Below are 18,720 nucleotides of genomic sequence, written 5' to 3'. Positions count from 1 at the left end.
ATAGAGAGTTTTTTTGAACGAAGACGTGACTGATGCCATATAGGAGAGCATGATAGTTGTCATGACTTTAACAAATTAGAGTGCCTTTCATTGAAAATGATGAAATTGGAGTTTTATAATGAGCATAGCAAAAGGGGGCATTTGCCATGAAACGACAAGATTTAATCGCACCAGAGTGGTATAACATTTCAGAGGAAATCGAAAAATATGCACAGGATTCTACAAAATGCGCATTAATAGTTTATAACGAAAACGAAGAAATTCAGTACATTACATATGCTTGTTTACTTGAAAAGGCTAATCAGGCAGCTCATGTATTTACATCACATGGTTTAACAAAAGGTGATGTTATTTTAGTCATGGTGCCAAGATCAGTTGAAGCGTATATCGTTTATCTTGGAGCCTTGAAGGCTGGGTTAACAATTATACCAAGCTCAGAAATGTTGAGAACTAAGGATATTGAATATCGCATCAATCACGCAAACGCAAAAGGCGTTGTTGTATTTGAGCCTTATATTGAGCAATTTGATGCTGTTAAAAATTCGCAAGGCATACAGCAATTTGTCATTGGTCATGCACATGAATCTTGGCAGCCGTTGTTTGAAAAAATGCAAAGCCAACCAACAACCTACATAAGCTCCACACCTACTAAAAGTACTGACATTGCATTTTTAGCTTATACGAGTGGTACAACAGGAAATCCAAAGGCAGCGGTACATACACATAGCTGGGGTTATGCACACTTACGAACAACTGCACCGAATTGGTTAGGTGTTCAAGAAGGTGACATTGTTTGGGCTACAGCAGCTCCAGGCTGGCAAAAATGGATTTGGAGTCCGTTTCTCGCTACATTAGGAAGTGGTGCAACAGCATTTGTCTACAAAGGTCACTTTGATGCGACAACATACCTTACACTGCTTGAAAAATTCAAGATTAATATTCTGTGCTGTACACCAACCGAATATCGATTTATGGCAGCACTTGAAAGTTTACAAAATTTTAATTTAAGTACAGTCCGTCAGGCTGTGTCAGCAGGTGAACCATTAAATAGCGAAGTGATAAAAGTATTTTCGGAGGTTTTGAATTTACAAGTACGAGATGGCTATGGACAAACAGAAAATACATTACTTGTTGGTACAATGGTAGGGACGAAGGCTAAAATTGGCTCGATGGGTAAACCTACTCCGGGGAATACTGTTGAAATTATCGATGATTTCGGAAAGGCAGTTGCAATTGGAGAAGTTGGAGACATTGCTGTGCATCGTGAAACACCTGCGTTATTTAAAAAATATTTACATGATCCAGAACGTACAAATCTACAATTTAGAGGCGATTGGTATATTACCGGAGATCGTGCATATAAAGATGAAGATGGTTATTTTTGGTTTGAAGGACGTGGAGATGATGTCATAATATCTTCTGGCTATACGATAGGTCCATTTGAAGTAGAAGATGCATTATTGAAGCATACAGCAGTTAAAGAAACTGCTGTTGTTGCGAGTCCAGATGAAGTTCGCGGAAATATTGTAAAGGCATTTGTAGTGCTCCGTGATGGAGAAATTGGTAATGAAGAACTGATTAAAAAACTACAAAATCATGTAAAGACTTTAACAGCACCTTATAAATACCCTCGTGCGATAGAATTTGTAACTGAACTACCAAAGACTTCATCAGGTAAAATTCGTCGTGTCGAATTGCGTGAACAAGAAAAAAATCAATAAAGTAGTCAATAATAATTTCCTGGGGAATTATGTTGAAGAAAATCAAAGTTCGTACTTTTTTTATGAACTTTGATTTTTTTCATGATTTTAGGTAATGTAATATAGGTTGAATAGGTTAAAACATTCGCCTATTATTGCAAAAAAAATGAAACAAATTAGAATGTCAATCGTATAACGTGATGAGGAGGCGGAAATTTATGAATGTTAAAAGGTGGGCTGCTTTAATAATTGCAGGTGTCTTATTAGTATTTTCATTGGGGATTAACACCGTATTTGCAATTTTTAAATCGGATTTCTTTAGTAATTTTGATAGTATGGTAGCTGGGAATAATTTAGAGGTAATGGAAGAGATTAAAGAAGACGGCAATATGGATAAACGTATTGCATACTTAAAGGTTGATGGTACGATTCAAGATGTTGGCTCAAGTACATTATGGCAACCAGTTGCGTATGATCATCAATTTTTCTTAGACCAATTAGATAATATTTTATATGATGATACTGTTCAAGGCATCGTCTTAAGTGTTAATTCACCAGGTGGCGGTGTAAAGGAATCAGCAGAAATTTATAAAAAGCTCTTAAAAATTAAAGAGGAGCGACAAATTCCAATCTATGTTTCTATGGATTCTATGGCAGCATCAGGTGGTTATTACATTTCAGCACCTGCAGATAAAATATTTGCACAACGTGATACAATTACTGGTTCGATTGGTGTCATTATGCAATCTATTAATTATCAAAAACTAGCTGAAAAAGTTGGTTTTAAATATGAAACATTTAAATCTGGTGCACATAAGGATATGCTTAGTCCAATGCGTGAAGTGACACCGGAAGAACGTGCTATGATGCAAGATATGATTAATGAATCATATGAAGAATTTGTTGATATTGTTGAAGAAGGGCGTAATATGCCTGAAGCCGATGTGAAAAAAGTAGCCGATGGTCGAATTCTTAGCGGTACGAAGGCTCTTGAAGCAGGATTAATTGATGAAATTGGTGATGAGGAAGCAGCAGTTGCGGCATTACGTGAAGACTTTGGTTTAGAGAATGCTCAATTATTTGAGTATTCATATGATGTGGGTGGTTTGCAATCGTATGTCGGTATGAAGATTGGATCAATGTTTGGTCCATCAGCAGAAGAAAAAATGTTGATGAAAATTATGACGGAATATAAAGCACCAAAAATGATGTACTTATATGGCGAATACTAAGGAGGGAGTACAATGACAAACCATGAAATTGTTATGCAAGGTTCACCCTCTATGGAGAATGCCCTCCTAATTGATAAGCCAATTACAAATGAAAATTATGCATTAAAAACGGCAGGCTTTTGGATACGTTTTTGGGCATTTTTATTGGATGGATTCATTATTACAGCGGTAATCGGAATTCTTGTTAACCCGATTTTTTATATAATGGATTGGTCATTATCCGAAACAGTGTGGTATGCACCAATTTCGATTATATCCGCTATTTTTTATTACAGCTATTTCGTATTAATGACGAAATTTTTTGGGCAAACCTTAGGGAAAATGATATTTGGATTACGGGTTATTTCATTAAAACATGAGAAGCTGACTTGGTCAGATGTGTTATTCCGTGATTGGATAGGTCGCATCATTAACAACATTTTTATGCCCCTATATATTCTTATAGTCATTTTACCGAACAATCAAGGTCTACATGATTATTTTGCAGACACAACAGTTGTTCATGAAAAAGTCTATATTGAAAAAAGTGTTGTGCAACCATCTTTGCCAATCAAAGAGGAAAAGACTGAATCCGTACTTCAAGCGGAAAAACCAGAACCTGAAAAGCTAGAGGAAAAAAACGAAGAATAGTGGCTAGAGCTGTCTCATTACTTGAGACAGCTCTTTATTTTTGCGGTGATAGTGGTGATTAATGGTTAGTTTGTTGGGGAATAGCTCCAAATTTTGTAAAATATATACCTTGTATATAAATTGATTGGAGTAAAGGCTGGGCACTCTTTAAAACCATTAATTTTTTTGGTAAGCTGTCTCAGTTGCATTTAATTCCCTTCATTTAGTAATATTATGTACATATGAAGATTAGGAGGCGTTTATATGGCACAAGTAACATTTAAAAATGGCCCAGTAACACTTGTAGGTAATGAAGTAAAGGTTGGAGACCAAGCACCAAATTTCACTGTATTAGCGAATGATCTATCACCTGTCACTTTAAAAGATTCAGAGGGGAAAATTCGTTTAATTAGTGTAGTACCATCATTAGATACTGGTGTATGTGATGCGCAAACACGTCGTTTTAATGAAGAAGCAGCAAGCTTAGGTGATAATGTAGTGATCTATACAGTATCTGTTGACCTTCCGTTTGCTCAAAAACGTTGGTGTGGTGCAGCTGGTATTGACGCTGTTCAAACAGTTTCAGATCACCGCGATCTGTCATTTGGTGAAGCATACGGTGTCTATATCCAAGAGTTACGTCTTCTAACACGTGCAGTATTTGTTGTGGATGCAAATGACAAAGTGGCATATGTGGAATATGTTTCTGAGGCAACAAACCATCCAAACTATGAAGCGGCAATTGCAGCTGTAAAAGCACTAGCATAATTTATTGATTTTAGGCTAAGATATTACTAGACAAAGGGGCTGTGACAAGTTTTTGTCACGGCTCTTTTCTGCTTGAAAGGAAGTTATGTATGGAAAATATCGAAAAATTATTTGGTATGCTAAATGAACATGCTGAAAAGATAGAAAAAGAACATAATACTACGTTACTTGAGGGTATTTTAGATGGTTTAGAGGCATGGCTAGATGGGGAAGTTGATTTTTCACAAGACGGTGCGTCAAAGGAAGATGTGCGTAAAGCGATTCAAATTGCTGTTTTAAAAGGGATGCGAAAAGGCTCTCAACCAAATCACCAAATGACACCAGATACTCTTGGGTTATTAGTTGGTTATTTTGTTGAGCAAATATTTGCGAAGCGTCTAGAAACCGAAAAAATTTCTATTTTAGATCCAGCAATAGGTACAGGAAATTTACTACTAACAGTTATGAATTTATTAGATGGGAAAATAGAAGCAACGGGTGTAGAGGTTGATGAGCTACTTATTCGTTTAGCTGCTGCTACCGCTGATTTAACAGAGCAACCAGTTTCATTATATCGCCAAGATGCTTTACAAGATCTATTAGTAAATCCTGTCGATGCAATTGTTTGTGATTTACCAGTTGGCTATTATCCGAATGAAGATGTCGCATTAGATTATGAATTATGCCCTTCAGAAGGAATGAGTTATGCACATCATTTATTTATTGAGCAGTCCATTAACTATACAAAGGATGGAGGCTACTTATTTTTCCTTGCACCAACCCATCTCTTTGAGTCTGAGCAGTCGAAACAATTGCATAAATACATTCAAAAGCATGCTTGGATTCAGGCAATTATTCAATTACCAGATACAATGTTTGCCAATAAAGCACTTGAAAAAAGTATTGTGATCTTGCAAAAACAAGGTGCGGATTTCAAAGCGCCTAAAGAGGTATTGTTAGCAAAAGTACCAAATATGCAAAATAAACAAGCTCTTGCTATGTTCTTTGAAAAAGTGAAAATGTGGCAAGAAGGTAAATAAGTAAAAAAGGTATCCAAAATTGGATACCTTTTTATGTACTACATATTAATTTTCAGGTGTACGGATAACAAGTACATCACATTTAGCTGAGCGTACAATTGCTTCAGATACAGAACCGATTAGGAAGCGTTCTACTGCATTTAGACCAGTTGCACCACAAATGATTAAGTCTGCGTCTACAATTTTAGAAAGCTCTTTTGTAATAATATTTTTTGGTGAGCCGTATTCAATTACAAGGTTAACGTTTGCAATGCCTTCATCTTCAGCTTGTTTTTTGTAACCATTTAATAATTCTTCAGAGAATGCTTGAGCACGTTCAGCAATTGAACGGTCATATGCTTCGATTGCAGCGAATGAACGAGTGTCAATAACATTTACTAGGTTTAAGACAGCACCTTCGTTACGTTTTGCAACGTCGATTGATTTACGGAATGCGTATTCAGCTTCCTTAGAACCGTCTACTGCAACTACAATGCTTTTATAATGATTAGCCATTTGAATTACCTCCCTGATTTGTATATTTTGATTATACCAAATGATTTTCTAAAGGAAATACTTTCCGGAAGAATAAATGTGAAAAAGTGAAGGCATTTACAGTGATTTGGCTCATAACCATAACGTGTGGTTGATTTCCGTTCCGACTGGGCGCGCTTTCGCACAGAAAACATTTGGGAATGAAGTAATATTCGCAGAATTATATTTCGTTACATTCTTTCCAGGGGAGCCATCAAGTAAATGGTGCAACTCAAGTGCTCCAATCGATTTGCTTTCATCGCGGGCTAAAGATTGCCACCTGAATTTGAGTTTTTAATATTGTAGGAATAATATAAATTTTTTCTATAATCACTTTTATTAAAGCATTTTTTTTATTTGTTTGGTAATATGGAAATGCAAGGGGCGCATCAATACATCGAAGTGTATGTAACAAACTGATGCTTATTTTTTAGGTAATGGAAGGGGATAGGAAATATGAAGATTGGTATTCCAAAAGAGATTAAAAACAATGAAAATCGTGTAGCCATGACACCAGCAGGAGTTGTAACATTAACACATGCAGGGCATGAAGTGTACATTGAAACTGGAGCAGGTTTGGGCTCAAGTTTTACAGATGCAGACTACCTGGCAGCAGGTGCTCATATCGTTGAGTCGGCAAAAGAAGCATGGGCACAAGAAATGATCATGAAAGTAAAGGAACCTGTAGCATCAGAATACGATTATTTCTATGAAGGTCAAATCTTATTTACGTATTTACATTTAGCGCCAGAGCTTGAGTTAACGCAGGCACTTTTAAATAAAAAAGTTGTAGGTATTGCTTATGAAACTGTACAATTAGCAAATGGTTCTTTACCACTTTTAACACCAATGAGTGAGGTTGCAGGTAAAATGGCAACGCAGATTGGCGCACAATTTTTAGAGAAAAATCATGAAGGTAAAGGTATTTTACTGGGCGGCGTATCAGGTGTTCCACGCGGTAAAGTAACTGTGATCGGTGGTGGTATCGCTGGAACAAATGCAGCGAAAATAGCTGTCGGAATGGGTGCAGATGTAACGGTCATTGATTTAAGCCCAGAACGTTTACGTCAGTTAGAGGATTTGTTTGGTCGTGATGTTCAAACATTAATGTCCAATCCTTATAATATTGCAGAATCTGTGCAAAACTCAGATTTAGTAATTGGAGCTGTTTTAATTCCTGGCGCCAAAGCACCAAAGCTTGTTTCTGAGGAAATGATTCAGTCAATGCAACCTGGCTCTGTAGTTGTTGATATTGCAATTGACCAAGGTGGTATTTTTGCGACATCTGATCGTGTGACGACACATGATGACCCAACTTATGTAAAACATGGCGTTGTGCATTATGCAGTTGCGAACATGCCTGGTGCTGTACCACGTACTTCGACAATCGCTTTAACAAACAATACAATTCCTTATGCGCTTCAAATTGCTAATAAGGGTTACAACCAAGCATGTCTTGACAATCTTGCATTGAAAAAAGGTGTTAATACTATAGATGGACATCTCGTTTACAAGGCAGTTGCAGATTCTCAAGGTCTGCCATATGTTAATGTTGATGAGTTAATTCAATAAGTAAAATAATAAAAGGAAGCACCATGTTTCATTATGGTTGCTTCCTTTCATATTGTTGAAAAACTATTGTGGCAATGAAGGTCGAGCTCTTAGCAAAAAGAGGGGTGATTTCCGTTTCAAGCTACAAAGCGCCCAGTCGGAACGGAAATCACCCCCTCGTTTTGCCGCAATACTTTATACTAAAAAAGGAAGCACCTCTTTTGGTTGCTTCCTTCCTTTTCTATAGGATTCATTAAATCAATTTCGCCTTGGCGTATTTGTATCCGGATTTTGAATTATAGTACGATCAAATCTTTTGGGAATTTTGTTAATACTTCTACTCCGTCTTTTGTTACTACAACATCATCTTCAATACGGACACCTGTCACATCAGATTTATAGATACCTGGCTCAATTGTGAAGACCATGCCTTCCTCCATAGCCATGTCGTTGGCACCTGTTACAGATGGAAATTCATGCACAGAAATGCCGAGTCCATGACCAAGTCGATGTGTGAAATACTCACCATAGCCTGCTTCGGAAATAGTATCACGAGCAATTTTATCTAAATCCATTGCACGAACACCTGGTTTTACCGCTGCAATTGCATTTGTGTTAGCAGAAAGTACTGCGTTGTAGATTTCCTTTTGTCCTTCACTAGGTTCACCAAAGGCAACCGTACGTGTAATATCAGAGCAATAACCATCGTAAATTACGCCCAGGTCGAATAACACCATATCACCCTTTTCGATTTTGCGAGCACCTGGTGTACCGTGAGGAGAGGCTGTTTTAGGACCACTCAATACCATTGTCTCAAAGGACATCTTGCAGCCCTTATCTTGAATTGCATTTTCAATGGCTGTTAAGATTTCCATCTCCGTTTTGCCTTCAGCGATTTCCTTACAGCCGATTTCAATAGCGTAGTCAGCTAATTCAGCTGCCTTACGTAATTTTTCTAATTCATTTTCATCCTTAATCACTCGCATAGCATTGATTTTTTCGTCGAGGCGGACAAATTTTGCTTGCGGGAACGAGATTTGTAGGGCTTCAAAGCGTTCTACATTTAGTTGTGCTTTTTCAATGGCAAACGCTAATGGATTATCATGACGGGTTCTAATCGCTTGTGCAAGAACTTCCATTGAATTTTCAGTATCTTGGTGACCAATGACTTCATAGGACCAACCCGCAGCTTTTGCATCTGGGATCTCCATTTGTGGACAAATTAAAAAAGGTTCTGCCTCTTTAAAAACCATTACGCCTAGTAATCTCTCATGTGGGTTACTTTTAAAGCCTGAAACGTAAAAAACGTTGTCTGGTGTTGTGATGAAAGCAGCATCAATTTGATTTTGTTGTAAATAATTTTGAATTTCTTCAACCTTTGACATAAACATTTCCTCCTCGTGTTGTATTGAAACATTGTGCTCGGCTGAAATAATAGCCTACACGATGAAGCTTCGATCTTTCAGCAAACTATAAGTCGAATTCGAAGCTTCATTTTTGTACGAATGAATAATTGTCTCCTAACAGGGTCTGGCTTTGTTTGGAAAGCTGCGATTATTCTCTGTACAGCATATCAAAAAAAGGGAAAAATCGCATGGATAGCGAATAAAAATGATGAAGCACATTATGTACTGCAAGGAGGAAACGTATATGGAAATTAGTTATCATGGACATTCTGTTGTCAAAATTCAATCAAAGGGGAAAACAATATTGATTGATCCATTTATTAATGGGAATGGGCAAACAGATTTAAAGGTTGCTGATGAAGCCCCAGATATTATTTTACTTACACATGGCCATAATGATCATGTAGGTGATACAGTCGAGCTTGCTAAGAAAAATGATGCACTCGTTATTGCACCGAATGAGCTAGCTAATTGGATTTCTTGGCAAGGAGTGAAGGTACATCCAATGCATATAGGCGGGGCCAAGGAATTTGATTTTGGTAAAGTGAAATTTACTCAAGCATTCCACGGTTCGTCTTATGTAACTGAAAATAATGAAATCATTTATATGGGAATGCCTGCTGGGATTTTAGTATTTATCGAAGGAATAACAATCTATCATGCAGGGGATACGGCGTTGTTTAGCGATATGAAATTAATAGGGGAACGCCACCCAATCGATATTGCATTTTTACCAATTGGAGACAATTTCACAATGGGTCCAGAAGATGCCGCTTGTGCAGTTGAATTTTTGAAGCCGAAAATTGTCGTACCAATCCATTATAATACATTCCCTCCAATCGAGCAGGATCCACAAGTTTTTGCAGATTTAGTGCAAAATTCAGAGGTTCAAATTTTGAAAGCCGGTGAAAAAGTAAACTGTTCCTAATCAATAACACAGCTGTACTATATGAACTGACACCACGTGCGTAGTTGAAACGATGGGAAAAGTAAAACAAATTCATCACTTTATATTAAATATTTTTATAAAAAATATGGTACACTAAGAGCAGAATTGAACTTGAGAAATAGGTGATATTTTGTCTACAAAACATGAGAAAATTTTACAATACATCGAATCACTACCCGTGGGCGATAAAATTTCAGTACGTCAAATTGCAAAGGAAATGCAGGTCAGTGAAGGAACGGCTTATCGTGCCATTAAGGAAGCGGAAAATCGTCGTTTAGTAAGCTCCATTGAACGTGTTGGAACGATTCGAATTGAGAAGAAAAAGAAAGAGAATATTGAGCGATTAACCTTTGCTGAAATTGTTAATATTGTAGACGGCCAAGTTTTAGGTGGAAAAACAGGTCTACATAAAACGTTAACGAAATTTGTTATTGGTGCAATGCAATTAGAAGATATGATGCGTTATACAGATGCAGGAAGCTTGCTCATCGTTGGGAATCGTATTAAAGCGCATGAAAATGCACTACGAGCTGGTGCAGCTGTTTTAATTACAGGTGGCTTTGATACTACTGAGGAAAACAAGCTACTCGCAGATTCCTTAGACCTACCAATCATTTCAACTAGCTATGACACCTTTACAGTAGCAACAATGATTAATCGTGCAATTTATGACCAATTAATCAAAAAAGATATTTTATTTATTGAAGATATTTATGTACCGATGACTGATACGGCTGTTCTTCGAAATGATGAAACCATTCATCACTTCCAAAAGTTAAATGAACGAACGACTCATGGTGCATTTCCTGTTGTTACAGCAAGCAATAAGCTTGTTGGGATGATTACAGTAAAAGACGTTATTGGTCGAGAAGAAACTGAGCTTATTGAAAAGGTTATGACGAAAAATCCGATTGCCGGATCGATGAAAATGAGTGTTGCTTCTGCAGGACATCGTATGATTTGGGAAGGGATTGATCTACTACCAATTGTCGATGATGACAATATTTTGCAAGGTGTCATTAGTCGTCAAGATGTACTAAAAGCGCTTCAACTCGCACAAAGACAGCCACAGCATGGTGAAACAATTGATGATTTAGTGAAAAATGAGATGAAGGTGCTTGGCGATGAAGAATTAATCGTAGAGTTTAAAGTAACACCTCAAATGACAAACCAATATGGGGCAATTTCTTACGGGGCATTTACCACTTTGTTAGCAGAAGTTGGCTCATTTGCGTTAAAGCGTCGAAAACGTGGGGATGCAGTTGCCGAAAACATGACGATTTATTTCATCAAGCCTGTGCAAATGGAAAGTACTCTTACGGTAAGACCTCGAATATTAGACATGAGTCGTAAGTTCGTGAAAATGGACTTCGAAGTGTTTAATCAACAAATGCTTGTTGGAAAGGCAATGATGATGTTCCAACTGCTGGAACGTTAAGAAGATGCAAAAAGGGATGGCCTAGACAAATGCTAGGTCATCCCTTTCACTTTTTTCAGCGGGTATCCAAACACCCGCCGAATAAAGGACCTCTCAGTCTAAGAACGCCACGTCCTGTGGCAACGACTGAGTGACCAACTTCCTGTTGTTGCTGTCGCTACGCTTTCGCACAAAAAACATTTGTTGCTGCCGCTACGTTAGCACTGCGCTTTCGCACAAAAAACATCTGTTGCTGTCGCTACGCTTTCGCACAAAAAACATCTGTTGCTGTCGCTACGCTTTCGCACAAAAAACATCTGTTGGCCTAAAGCCTCCGGTGGATATTTATTGGTTAATACGGAATTCTTCTTCAACAAATTTGCCGTAGTGACGAGTCTTTTTAATATTTTCGGTAATAACAAGGATGCCTAAAACGACAAGAATTGCTACAATAATAAATGTATATATTCCAGGGAATAAATAGGCTTGATTGACACCAAATACAAGAATAAATACGCCGAAACTTACGTTTGCTTTACTTTTGTACCAATTTTTAGCGATGGGTAATGGAGAACGGAACTGTTTTGTTTTAAAATAAAAATAAATAGCAAATGATATGATAATTGCAAACACAAAAATTAAATTGAGCATAGTAAACCTCCTAGCATAACTAGACTATATTGTAACGATTATTGAAGAAAAATGCTAACGGTTATTACTATCATTTTGGAGGAAATTATTATGAAAAGACAAATCATCGACACAATTGCTTCATATGAGACAATCGTTATTCATCGCCATGTGCGTCCAGATCCTGACGCTTATGGATCTCAGCTAGGGTTAAAAGAGCTTATTTTAGCAAATTATCCTGAAAAGAAGGTTTTTGCAGCAGGTGAGCATGATGAATCTTTAACATTTTTAGCAAAGCCAGATTACATTACGGATGATGTGTACAACAATGCCTTAGTGATTGTGACAGATACTGCAAATACTGAACGTGTAGACGATCAACGCTATACAAAAGGGAAAATGGTTATTAAAATAGATCACCATCCAAATGATGATGCATATGGTGATTTACTATGGGTGGATACGACTGCAAGCTCTTGTAGTGAAATGATTTATGAGCTTTTTGAGGAAGGAAAAGAAGTAGCAAACTGGACTCTATCTGATGCAGCCGCTAGATTATTATTTGCTGGTATTGTAGGAGATACTGGACGCTTCCAATATCCTAGCACGACAGTAAAAACATTTAAGGTTGCTGGAGAACTTATTACTTATGATTTTGATCGAAATCAAATTTTCGATGGAATGTATGAAATGGATCGAAAGCTTTTAAATTTACAAGGCTATATTTATCAAAACTTCAAAATAGATGAGCATGGAGCGGCGTATATTAAGCTGACAAAGGAATTGCTAGCTGAATACAATGCGGTACCGTCAGAAGCGTCACTGTTAGTCGGCTGTCTTGGAAGTGTGAAAGGTATTTGTGCATGGGTAATCCTCATTGAAGAGGCCGATCAGATTCGTGTACGTCTACGCTCAAAAGGTCCTGTTATTAACACTTTAGCGAAGGAATTTAATGGTGGGGGACACCCGCTTGCTTCTGGTGCAACAGCTTACTCATGGGAAGAAGCAGACCGTGTTATAACGAGATTACAGGAAATTTGTAAGGCTTATCAATAAAGAGACGATTCTTTTACTTAATAATTCTTTGAAACCTAGAAAGGAAGGGATTCATTTGACACATGTATACACAAAAATGCATACGAGCGCGGATTTATTGAAAAGCACGATTCGGCTTGAACAATTGATCCCTTTTTTACAAGAGCAAAATACTCAGGCCTGTGCAATCGTCAACTCAAAATTGTACGGGCTTTTGCCTTTTAGTAAAGCATTGCGACAAGCAAATATTCATGCAGTATTAGGGCTTTCGATAAATGTACAGTGGCACGAGAGAAAGGTACCACTTGTGCTGTATGCTCAAACACAAGAAGGTTATCAACATCTTTTAAAGATTAGTAGTGCAGTGTCGATTCGGGAGGATGATGCACTTCCTTGGAAATGGCTGGAAGGGTATGCAGCAGGCTGTGTTGCACTACTTTCTTCGGATGATTTAGCGGGAGTTGAGGATTGGACTGAAGTAGTAAGTGCTTTATACAGGGTATTCGGTAAGCACTTATTTATGGGGATAGCAAGGCCGGCAGGAGTGATAGCGGAAAAAGAAGAAACGTATGTAGCATGGTGTGAAACGATGAACATCGCGATAATTGCCTCACAGAGCTGTTATTTTTTACGTCCAGAAGATCATTTTGCCTTCGAGGTTGCAAGAGCAATTGATACAGGTGAAAAGCTTACGGGTACAATGTTATCCGTCTATTTACAAAGCTATTTCGCTCCAACAGAGGAAGAATGGCGAAGTTGGTTTGCGGATCATCCAGAATGGCTTGAAGCTAGTGCAACGATGCTAGCTAGCTGTACTGCGGAAATCCCTGAAATGCACGTACAAATGCCTAAATTTCCTGTACCAACAGGTGAAACAGCCGAAAGCTTGCTTGCCAAAGAAGTATTTGCAGGATTAGCAGAGCGTTTCAAACAAACTGAAATCCCACATGTTTATCGGGAGCGACTTCAATACGAGCTTGAAATTATTTGTTCAATGGGCTTTGCTGATTATTTTTTAATTGTTGCAGATTTTATGCATTTTGCTAAAGAAAACCGTATTTTAACTGGTCCAGGTCGTGGTTCGTCAGCAAGTTCTCTTGTAGCATATAGTTTATCCATTACACAAGTAGATCCACTGGTTTACGGCTTATTATTTGAACGCTTTTTAAACCCTGAACGTGTCACGCTGCCAGATATAGATATTGATTTTGTCGACAGTAAAAGACAAAAAGTCATCCACTATGTTGCTCAAAAATATGGAAAGGCAAACGTGGCGCAAATTATTACGTTTGGCACTTTATCTGCGAAGGCTGTTGCTAGAGATGTTGCTCGTGTTTTTGGTTTTGACGCTGAAATATTGGAAAAAATATCGAAAATGATTCCAAATAAACCTGGGATAACATTGCAAAGAGCGGTTGACGAATCACAAGGCTTGCAGGGCTGGCTAGCAGAGGATGAGAAGCATCGTCGCTGGTTGGAGGTGGCGTTAAAATTAGAAGGATTGCCAAGGAATTCTTCTACCCATGCAGCTGGGATTGTGCTGGCACCATCACCACTAGTCAATACAATACCGATTGAAGAGGGTCATGACGGGATATATTGTACGCAATGGCCGATGGGAGATGTAGAAGCTTGTGGCCTTGTTAAAATGGATTTTTTAGGTTTGCGCAATCTGACAATATTAGAGCAGGTACGTTGGTCAATTTATAAAGCAGGTGGCCCGTGGATAGAGTTTGAGCTTATTCCAATGCAAGATGAAAAGACATTTCAGCTACTACAAAAGGGAGATACATTAGGTATTTTTCAATTAGAATCGGAAGGTATGAAACAAGCTTTACGTGATATACATCCAACCCATTTTTTAGATATAGTGGCAGTCAATGCGTTGTATCGCCCTGGTCCAATGGATTTTATTCCTGTCTATGCAAGACGGAAAGCGGGTAAGGAGCCTACAAATATGCTACATCCAGCTTTAGAGCCTATTTTACGGGAGACATTTGGTGTCATAGTATATCAAGAGCAAATAATGCAAATTGCTTCGGTGATGGCGGGCTTTACGATGGGACAAGCGGATTTATTGCGTCGAGCGGTGAGCAAGAAAAATCGTCAAGTATTAGAAGAGCAACGTGTGGCATTTGTTAATGGAGCAATAAAGCAAGGCTTTGATATTCAAGTGGCTGAAGAAGTGTATGCATTAATTGTACGCTTTGCAGATTATGGTTTCCCTAAAAGTCATGCTGTCGCATATAGTGTTATTTCCTATCAAATGGCATATTTAAAGGCACACTTCCCACTAAGTTTCTATGCGGCACTACTATCAAATGCAACAGGAAATGTGGAAAAAATTCAGCAGCTTGTGAGTGAGGCAAAAGAGAAAGGGATTCCGTTTTACCCACCTTCGCTCAAACGGAGTACGAAATTTTTTACTGTAGAAAAGGATGGAGTTCGCTATAGCCTTTCCGGAGTAAAGGGTGTACCTTATACATTTATAGAGACAGTTAATGCATTACGACAAACGAATGCAGAAGCATTTGATAATTTATTTGACTTGGCAGTTGCCTTAAGTGCACAGCATTTTAAACCAAAAATCATGGAGTCTTTAATTTTCGCTGGGGCTCTCGATTATTTAATGAAAGATCGTGCGGTATTGTTAGCAACAGTGGAGGCTGCCCAGAAGCATGCTGAGTTGCTAAGACCAACTGAGGATATTGATATTGCATCGGCTACTGCCTATAGCTTTGGTAAGCCAAAGTATATGGAAGCGGAAGCTATGCCTCAAAAGGAAAAATTACTACATGAGAAGGAAAGTCTTGGCTTTTATATATCAGCACATCCAGTCACTGAGGAAAGAACTTTTTGGAATGAAGTAAATATGACGTGCCGAGAGATAAAGCGTGAACGAGAAGGAACGTATGTTAAAATGATTGGCATGATAGAAGAAGTGAAAAAAATTCGGACTAAAAAAGGTGAGCAAATGGCTTTTGTTCAGCTTCAGGATGAATTTGGAACGGTATCTGTTACTTTATTCCCTCAAGTATTTCAGCTTGTTCAAGAGTTTTTGCTTGAGGATGAATTGATTTATCTTGAAGGAACGTTAGAAAGACGTTTTGGTAAGTCGCAGATTAAAGTAAAACATGCGCAAGCGACGAAAAAACTAGGGAATTAAAGAATATTTTAGAAGCTGCATAGATTTTTTATGCAGTTTTTTCTTTACTTTTTAATAATTATTTTGTAAGCTAGAATCAACGTCAAAAAGTGGTCTGACCACTTTTTATAAGAGGAGTTGATCGTATGGATAAAAAAACTGAACAAAAGAAAGTGTTTTTAGAAATCGTCCAACAATTACGTCAACTTATTAAAATGGAAAAAATTCAGGCTGGTGAAAAATTACCTTCCGAACGAGTCCTTTCTGAGCGTTTAGGCGTCGGACGATCCTCTGTGAGAGAGGCGTTGCGTAGCTTAGAGTTATTAGGTCTTATTGAAACGAGACATGGTGGAGGTACTTTTCTAGCTTCAACACATAAACATCAGCTTGTAGAAATACTGTCGATGTTTATATTAGAAGATGAAAAATCGAAAAAGGATGTCGAATTAACGCGACAAATTCATGAAAAGGAAGCAATTCGCGTAATAAGTTGTACAGATACTCTGCAAACACTACCTGTGTGGGACAGTTTTTTTGTAAAGCTAGAGATAGAAGGAACAATTAATTGTCTGGATGTTTTACGAGAAATATTAATCACGTCAGGAAACCGTCTTTCATTGAAAATCTGGTTTCAATTAGCAGCTTATGATGGCGACCGTTTAAATCGAAACTCAACTGAAGATGAAAAGTTACAAATTCAAACAATGTTGAAATCGATGCAGCTTGGCTATGAAAGAGAAGCATTAAAGGCCTACGAGCAGTGGATGAAGAATGTACAAAGTATTTAGACAACAAAGGGGGAGTCGAACATGGCGATACGCAGCTTATTTAGCAAAAAGAAAGAAGACGGACAAGAGAAGGGATTTCCTGAAGGACTTATGACAAAATGTCCAGAATGCCGTCATATTCAATTAACGAAGGAATTAGAAAAAAATCATAAAGTATGTACAAAATGCAGCCATCATTTCAAAATGACCGCACAGGAGCGTGTAACATATTTCTTAGATGAAGGTTCATTTGTGTCAATGGATGACCATTTACAAACATGTAATCCGCTTAATTTCCCTGCTTATGTTGAAAAAATTTCAGCTGATCAACAAAAAACGGGATTAAATGAAGCTGTTCTGACAGGATTAGGTACACTCGATGGAGAAGAAATTGTAGTAGCGATTATGGATTCTCATTTCCGCATGGGTTCTATGGGCTCGGTTGTCGGAGAAAAAATCACGCGTGCTGTTGAAAAAGCTACTGAATTACGTGTTCCGTTTATTATCTTTACTGCAAGTGGTGGAGCGCGCATGCAAGAAGGCGTACTATCTTTAATGCAAATGGCAAAAACGAGTGTGGCATTAAAACGTCATAGCAATGAAGGACTATTGTTTATTTCAATACTAACGCATCCTACAACAGGTGGTGTTTCTGCAAGCTTCGCTTCTGTTGGAGATATTAATATTGCAGAACCACAAGCATTGATTGGCTTTGCTGGCCGCCGTGTAATTGAAGAAACAGTAAGAGAAAAATTACCTAATGATTTCCAAACAGCGGAATTTTTACTAGAGCATGGTCAGCTGGATGCAATCTTCCATCGAAAAGATTTACGAGACCAAGTAGCAGTACTTGTTAAAATGCATACGAAAGGCGGCGTGCAACATGTCTAAAAATTTAGCTTTTGAAGAACCAGTAGTACAATTACGTGAAAAGATCTATGAGTTAAAAAAAATTGCTACCGAAGCGGAAGTAGATATGACAGGTGAAATCGAAAAGCTTGAAACACGCCTAATACAGTTAGAAGAATCTATTTATGCCAATATGAAGCCGTGGGATCGTGTACAGGTTGCAAGACATCCTGAACGCCCAACAACATTACAGTATATAGAAGCAATGTGCGAAAACTTTATAGAGTTACATGGAGACCGTACGTTTGGTGATGATGCGGCTATTCTTGGAGGAATTGCTCTCTTTGAAGGACAGCCAGTAACAATTATTGGACATCAACGCGGAAAATCAACTAAAGAAAACATTCGTCGTAATTTTGGTATGCCACATCCTGAAGGATATCGTAAGGCATTACGCTTAATGAAGCAGGCTGAGAAATTTAAGCGCCCAATTATTTGTTTTATTGATACGAAAGGTGCTTATCCAGGTAAGGCTGCCGAGGAACGCGGTCAAAGTGAAGCAATCGCCAGAAATCTAGTCGAAATGGCGGGTCTAACAGTACCGGTTATAAGCATAGTTATTGGGGAAGGCGGAAGCGGTGGCGCACTTGCATTAGGTGTAGCGAATCGTGTCTTTATGTTAGAAAACTCTACGTATTCGGTTATTTCTCCAGAAGGTGCTGCGTCGATTTTATGGCGTGATGGTAGCTTAGCGAAGCAAGCAGCAGAAGCTATGCGTATAACAGCACCTGACTTAAAAGAGCTTGGCGTTATAGATGGAATTATCCCTGAGATTACAGGTGGTGCACATCGCAATGTAGCGAAGCAAGCACTTTATTTAAAAGAATGTATAAGCGACACGCTAAAAGCATTAAATTCTTTAAATGGCGAACAATTAATAGAAGACCGTTATGAGAAATTTAAAAAGATCGGACAATATACTGAAGCGTAAATTCATACATTTTTTGATTTTTCATCAATGAGTGGTCAGTAACAAAAGAGAGAAGCTTTTGCCGCTTAGGTGATTGAAGTAGAAATTGGGCGAATCCTTGAGGATCAGCGGTCACTTATGAGACTTTGGTGGTAAGCGA

At 38.1% G+C, this 18,720-nt stretch carries 17 protein-coding genes; 13 read left to right on the top strand and 4 right to left on the bottom strand.

The genetic code is table 11. The features are described 5' to 3' along the window. Nucleotides 1–146: 146 nt before the first annotated feature. The 5 genes from mbcS to AB9L17_RS18820 all read left to right on the top strand — a co-directional run bounded on the left by mbcS (nucleotide 147) and on the right by AB9L17_RS18820 (nucleotide 5,328). Nucleotides 147–1,721 carry an acyl-CoA synthetase MbcS gene (gene mbcS / locus AB9L17_RS18840; RefSeq protein WP_223555445.1) on the top strand — a complete coding sequence of 525 codons (1,575 nt, stop codon included), beginning with the start codon at nucleotides 147–149 and terminating at the stop codon, nucleotides 1,719–1,721. 197 nt (nucleotides 1,722–1,918) lie between these two features. Then, a complete protein-coding gene (gene sppA / locus AB9L17_RS18835) occupies nucleotides 1,919–2,932 on the top strand; it encodes a signal peptide peptidase SppA (RefSeq protein ID WP_223555443.1) in 1,014 nt (337 codons plus the stop codon). Between the two features lie 12 nt (nucleotides 2,933–2,944). Next, on the top strand, nucleotides 2,945–3,562 hold the full coding sequence (locus AB9L17_RS18830) for an RDD family protein (protein WP_068983986.1): 618 nt from the start codon (nucleotides 2,945–2,947) through the stop codon (nucleotides 3,560–3,562). 243 nt (nucleotides 3,563–3,805) lie between these two features. After that, nucleotides 3,806–4,309: a thiol peroxidase gene (tpx, locus tag AB9L17_RS18825; protein ID WP_223555441.1), complete on the top strand. Its 504-nt coding sequence runs from the start codon at nucleotides 3,806–3,808 to the stop codon at nucleotides 4,307–4,309. Between the two features lie 89 nt (nucleotides 4,310–4,398). Further along, on the top strand, nucleotides 4,399–5,328 hold the full coding sequence (locus AB9L17_RS18820; protein ID WP_068983984.1) for a class I SAM-dependent methyltransferase: 930 nt from the start codon (nucleotides 4,399–4,401) through the stop codon (nucleotides 5,326–5,328). Between the two features lie 45 nt (nucleotides 5,329–5,373). On the opposite strand, the gene AB9L17_RS18815 is transcribed toward AB9L17_RS18820, so the two are convergent. Beyond that, nucleotides 5,374–5,823, bottom strand: a complete 450-nt coding sequence (locus AB9L17_RS18815) for a universal stress protein (RefSeq protein WP_068983983.1) — start codon at nucleotides 5,821–5,823, stop codon at nucleotides 5,374–5,376. A 111-nt stretch (nucleotides 5,824–5,934) separates the two neighbouring features. After that, the gene (locus AB9L17_RS18810; RefSeq protein WP_175401699.1) at nucleotides 5,935–6,072 is read right to left on the bottom strand and encodes a hypothetical protein; all 138 of its coding nucleotides are present in this window, start codon (nucleotides 6,070–6,072) and stop codon (nucleotides 5,935–5,937) included. Nucleotides 6,073–6,297: 225 nt separating this feature from the next. Here AB9L17_RS18810 and ald point away from each other — a divergent pair, with 225 nt between their 5' ends. Next, nucleotides 6,298–7,413, top strand: a complete 1,116-nt coding sequence (gene ald, locus AB9L17_RS18805; RefSeq protein WP_068983982.1) for an alanine dehydrogenase — start codon at nucleotides 6,298–6,300, stop codon at nucleotides 7,411–7,413. A 275-nt stretch (nucleotides 7,414–7,688) separates the two neighbouring features. On the opposite strand, the gene AB9L17_RS18800 is transcribed toward ald, so the two are convergent. After that, nucleotides 7,689–8,777, bottom strand: a complete 1,089-nt coding sequence (locus AB9L17_RS18800) for a M24 family metallopeptidase (RefSeq protein WP_068983981.1) — start codon at nucleotides 8,775–8,777, stop codon at nucleotides 7,689–7,691. A 265-nt stretch (nucleotides 8,778–9,042) separates the two neighbouring features. Here AB9L17_RS18800 and AB9L17_RS18795 point away from each other — a divergent pair, with 265 nt between their 5' ends. Together AB9L17_RS18795 and AB9L17_RS18790 are read left to right on the top strand one after the other, a co-directional pair. Further along, entirely contained in the window at nucleotides 9,043–9,726 is a 684-nt protein-coding gene (locus AB9L17_RS18795) for a metal-dependent hydrolase (RefSeq protein WP_375199624.1), read from the top strand. A 151-nt stretch (nucleotides 9,727–9,877) separates the two neighbouring features. After that, a complete protein-coding gene (locus AB9L17_RS18790; protein WP_068983979.1) occupies nucleotides 9,878–11,185 on the top strand; it encodes a DRTGG domain-containing protein in 1,308 nt (435 codons plus the stop codon). A 324-nt stretch (nucleotides 11,186–11,509) separates the two neighbouring features. Here the strand turns inward: AB9L17_RS18790 and AB9L17_RS18785 are convergent, their stop codons facing one another. Then, complete coding sequence (locus AB9L17_RS18785; protein ID WP_068983978.1) at nucleotides 11,510–11,815, bottom strand: YtpI family protein; 306 nt, start codon at nucleotides 11,813–11,815, stop codon at nucleotides 11,510–11,512. 90 nt (nucleotides 11,816–11,905) lie between these two features. Between AB9L17_RS18785 and AB9L17_RS18780 the strand changes: the two genes are divergently transcribed. The 5 genes from AB9L17_RS18780 to AB9L17_RS18760 all read left to right on the top strand — a co-directional run bounded on the left by AB9L17_RS18780 (nucleotide 11,906) and on the right by AB9L17_RS18760 (nucleotide 18,581). Further along, a complete protein-coding gene (locus tag AB9L17_RS18780; RefSeq protein ID WP_068983977.1) occupies nucleotides 11,906–12,850 on the top strand; it encodes a DHH family phosphoesterase in 945 nt (314 codons plus the stop codon). A gap of 55 nt (nucleotides 12,851–12,905) precedes the next feature. Further along, a complete protein-coding gene (gene dnaE / locus AB9L17_RS18775) occupies nucleotides 12,906–15,995 on the top strand; it encodes a DNA polymerase III subunit alpha (RefSeq protein ID WP_068983976.1) in 3,090 nt (1,029 codons plus the stop codon). A gap of 125 nt (nucleotides 15,996–16,120) precedes the next feature. Continuing rightward, complete coding sequence (locus tag AB9L17_RS18770) at nucleotides 16,121–16,762, top strand: FadR/GntR family transcriptional regulator (protein WP_375199623.1); 642 nt, start codon at nucleotides 16,121–16,123, stop codon at nucleotides 16,760–16,762. Nucleotides 16,763–16,783: 21 nt separating this feature from the next. Then, the gene (accD, locus tag AB9L17_RS18765; protein ID WP_068983974.1) at nucleotides 16,784–17,632 is read left to right on the top strand and encodes an acetyl-CoA carboxylase, carboxyltransferase subunit beta; all 849 of its coding nucleotides are present in this window, start codon (nucleotides 16,784–16,786) and stop codon (nucleotides 17,630–17,632) included. Further along, nucleotides 17,625–18,581 (top strand): acetyl-CoA carboxylase carboxyltransferase subunit alpha, encoded by a 957-nt coding sequence (locus AB9L17_RS18760; protein ID WP_375199622.1) that lies wholly within the window; start codon nucleotides 17,625–17,627, stop codon nucleotides 18,579–18,581. Before accD ends, AB9L17_RS18760 begins: the two co-directional genes overlap by 8 nt. Nucleotides 18,582–18,720: the final 139 nt, after the last annotated feature.

Source organism: Lysinibacillus sp. RS11 (genome assembly GCF_042019215.1).
Classification (GTDB): Bacteria; Bacillota; Bacilli; order Bacillales_A; family Planococcaceae; genus Lysinibacillus; species Lysinibacillus xylanilyticus_A.
Note: the sequence above shows the minus strand (reverse complement) of the source record. Positions and strands in the feature narration are given on the sequence as shown.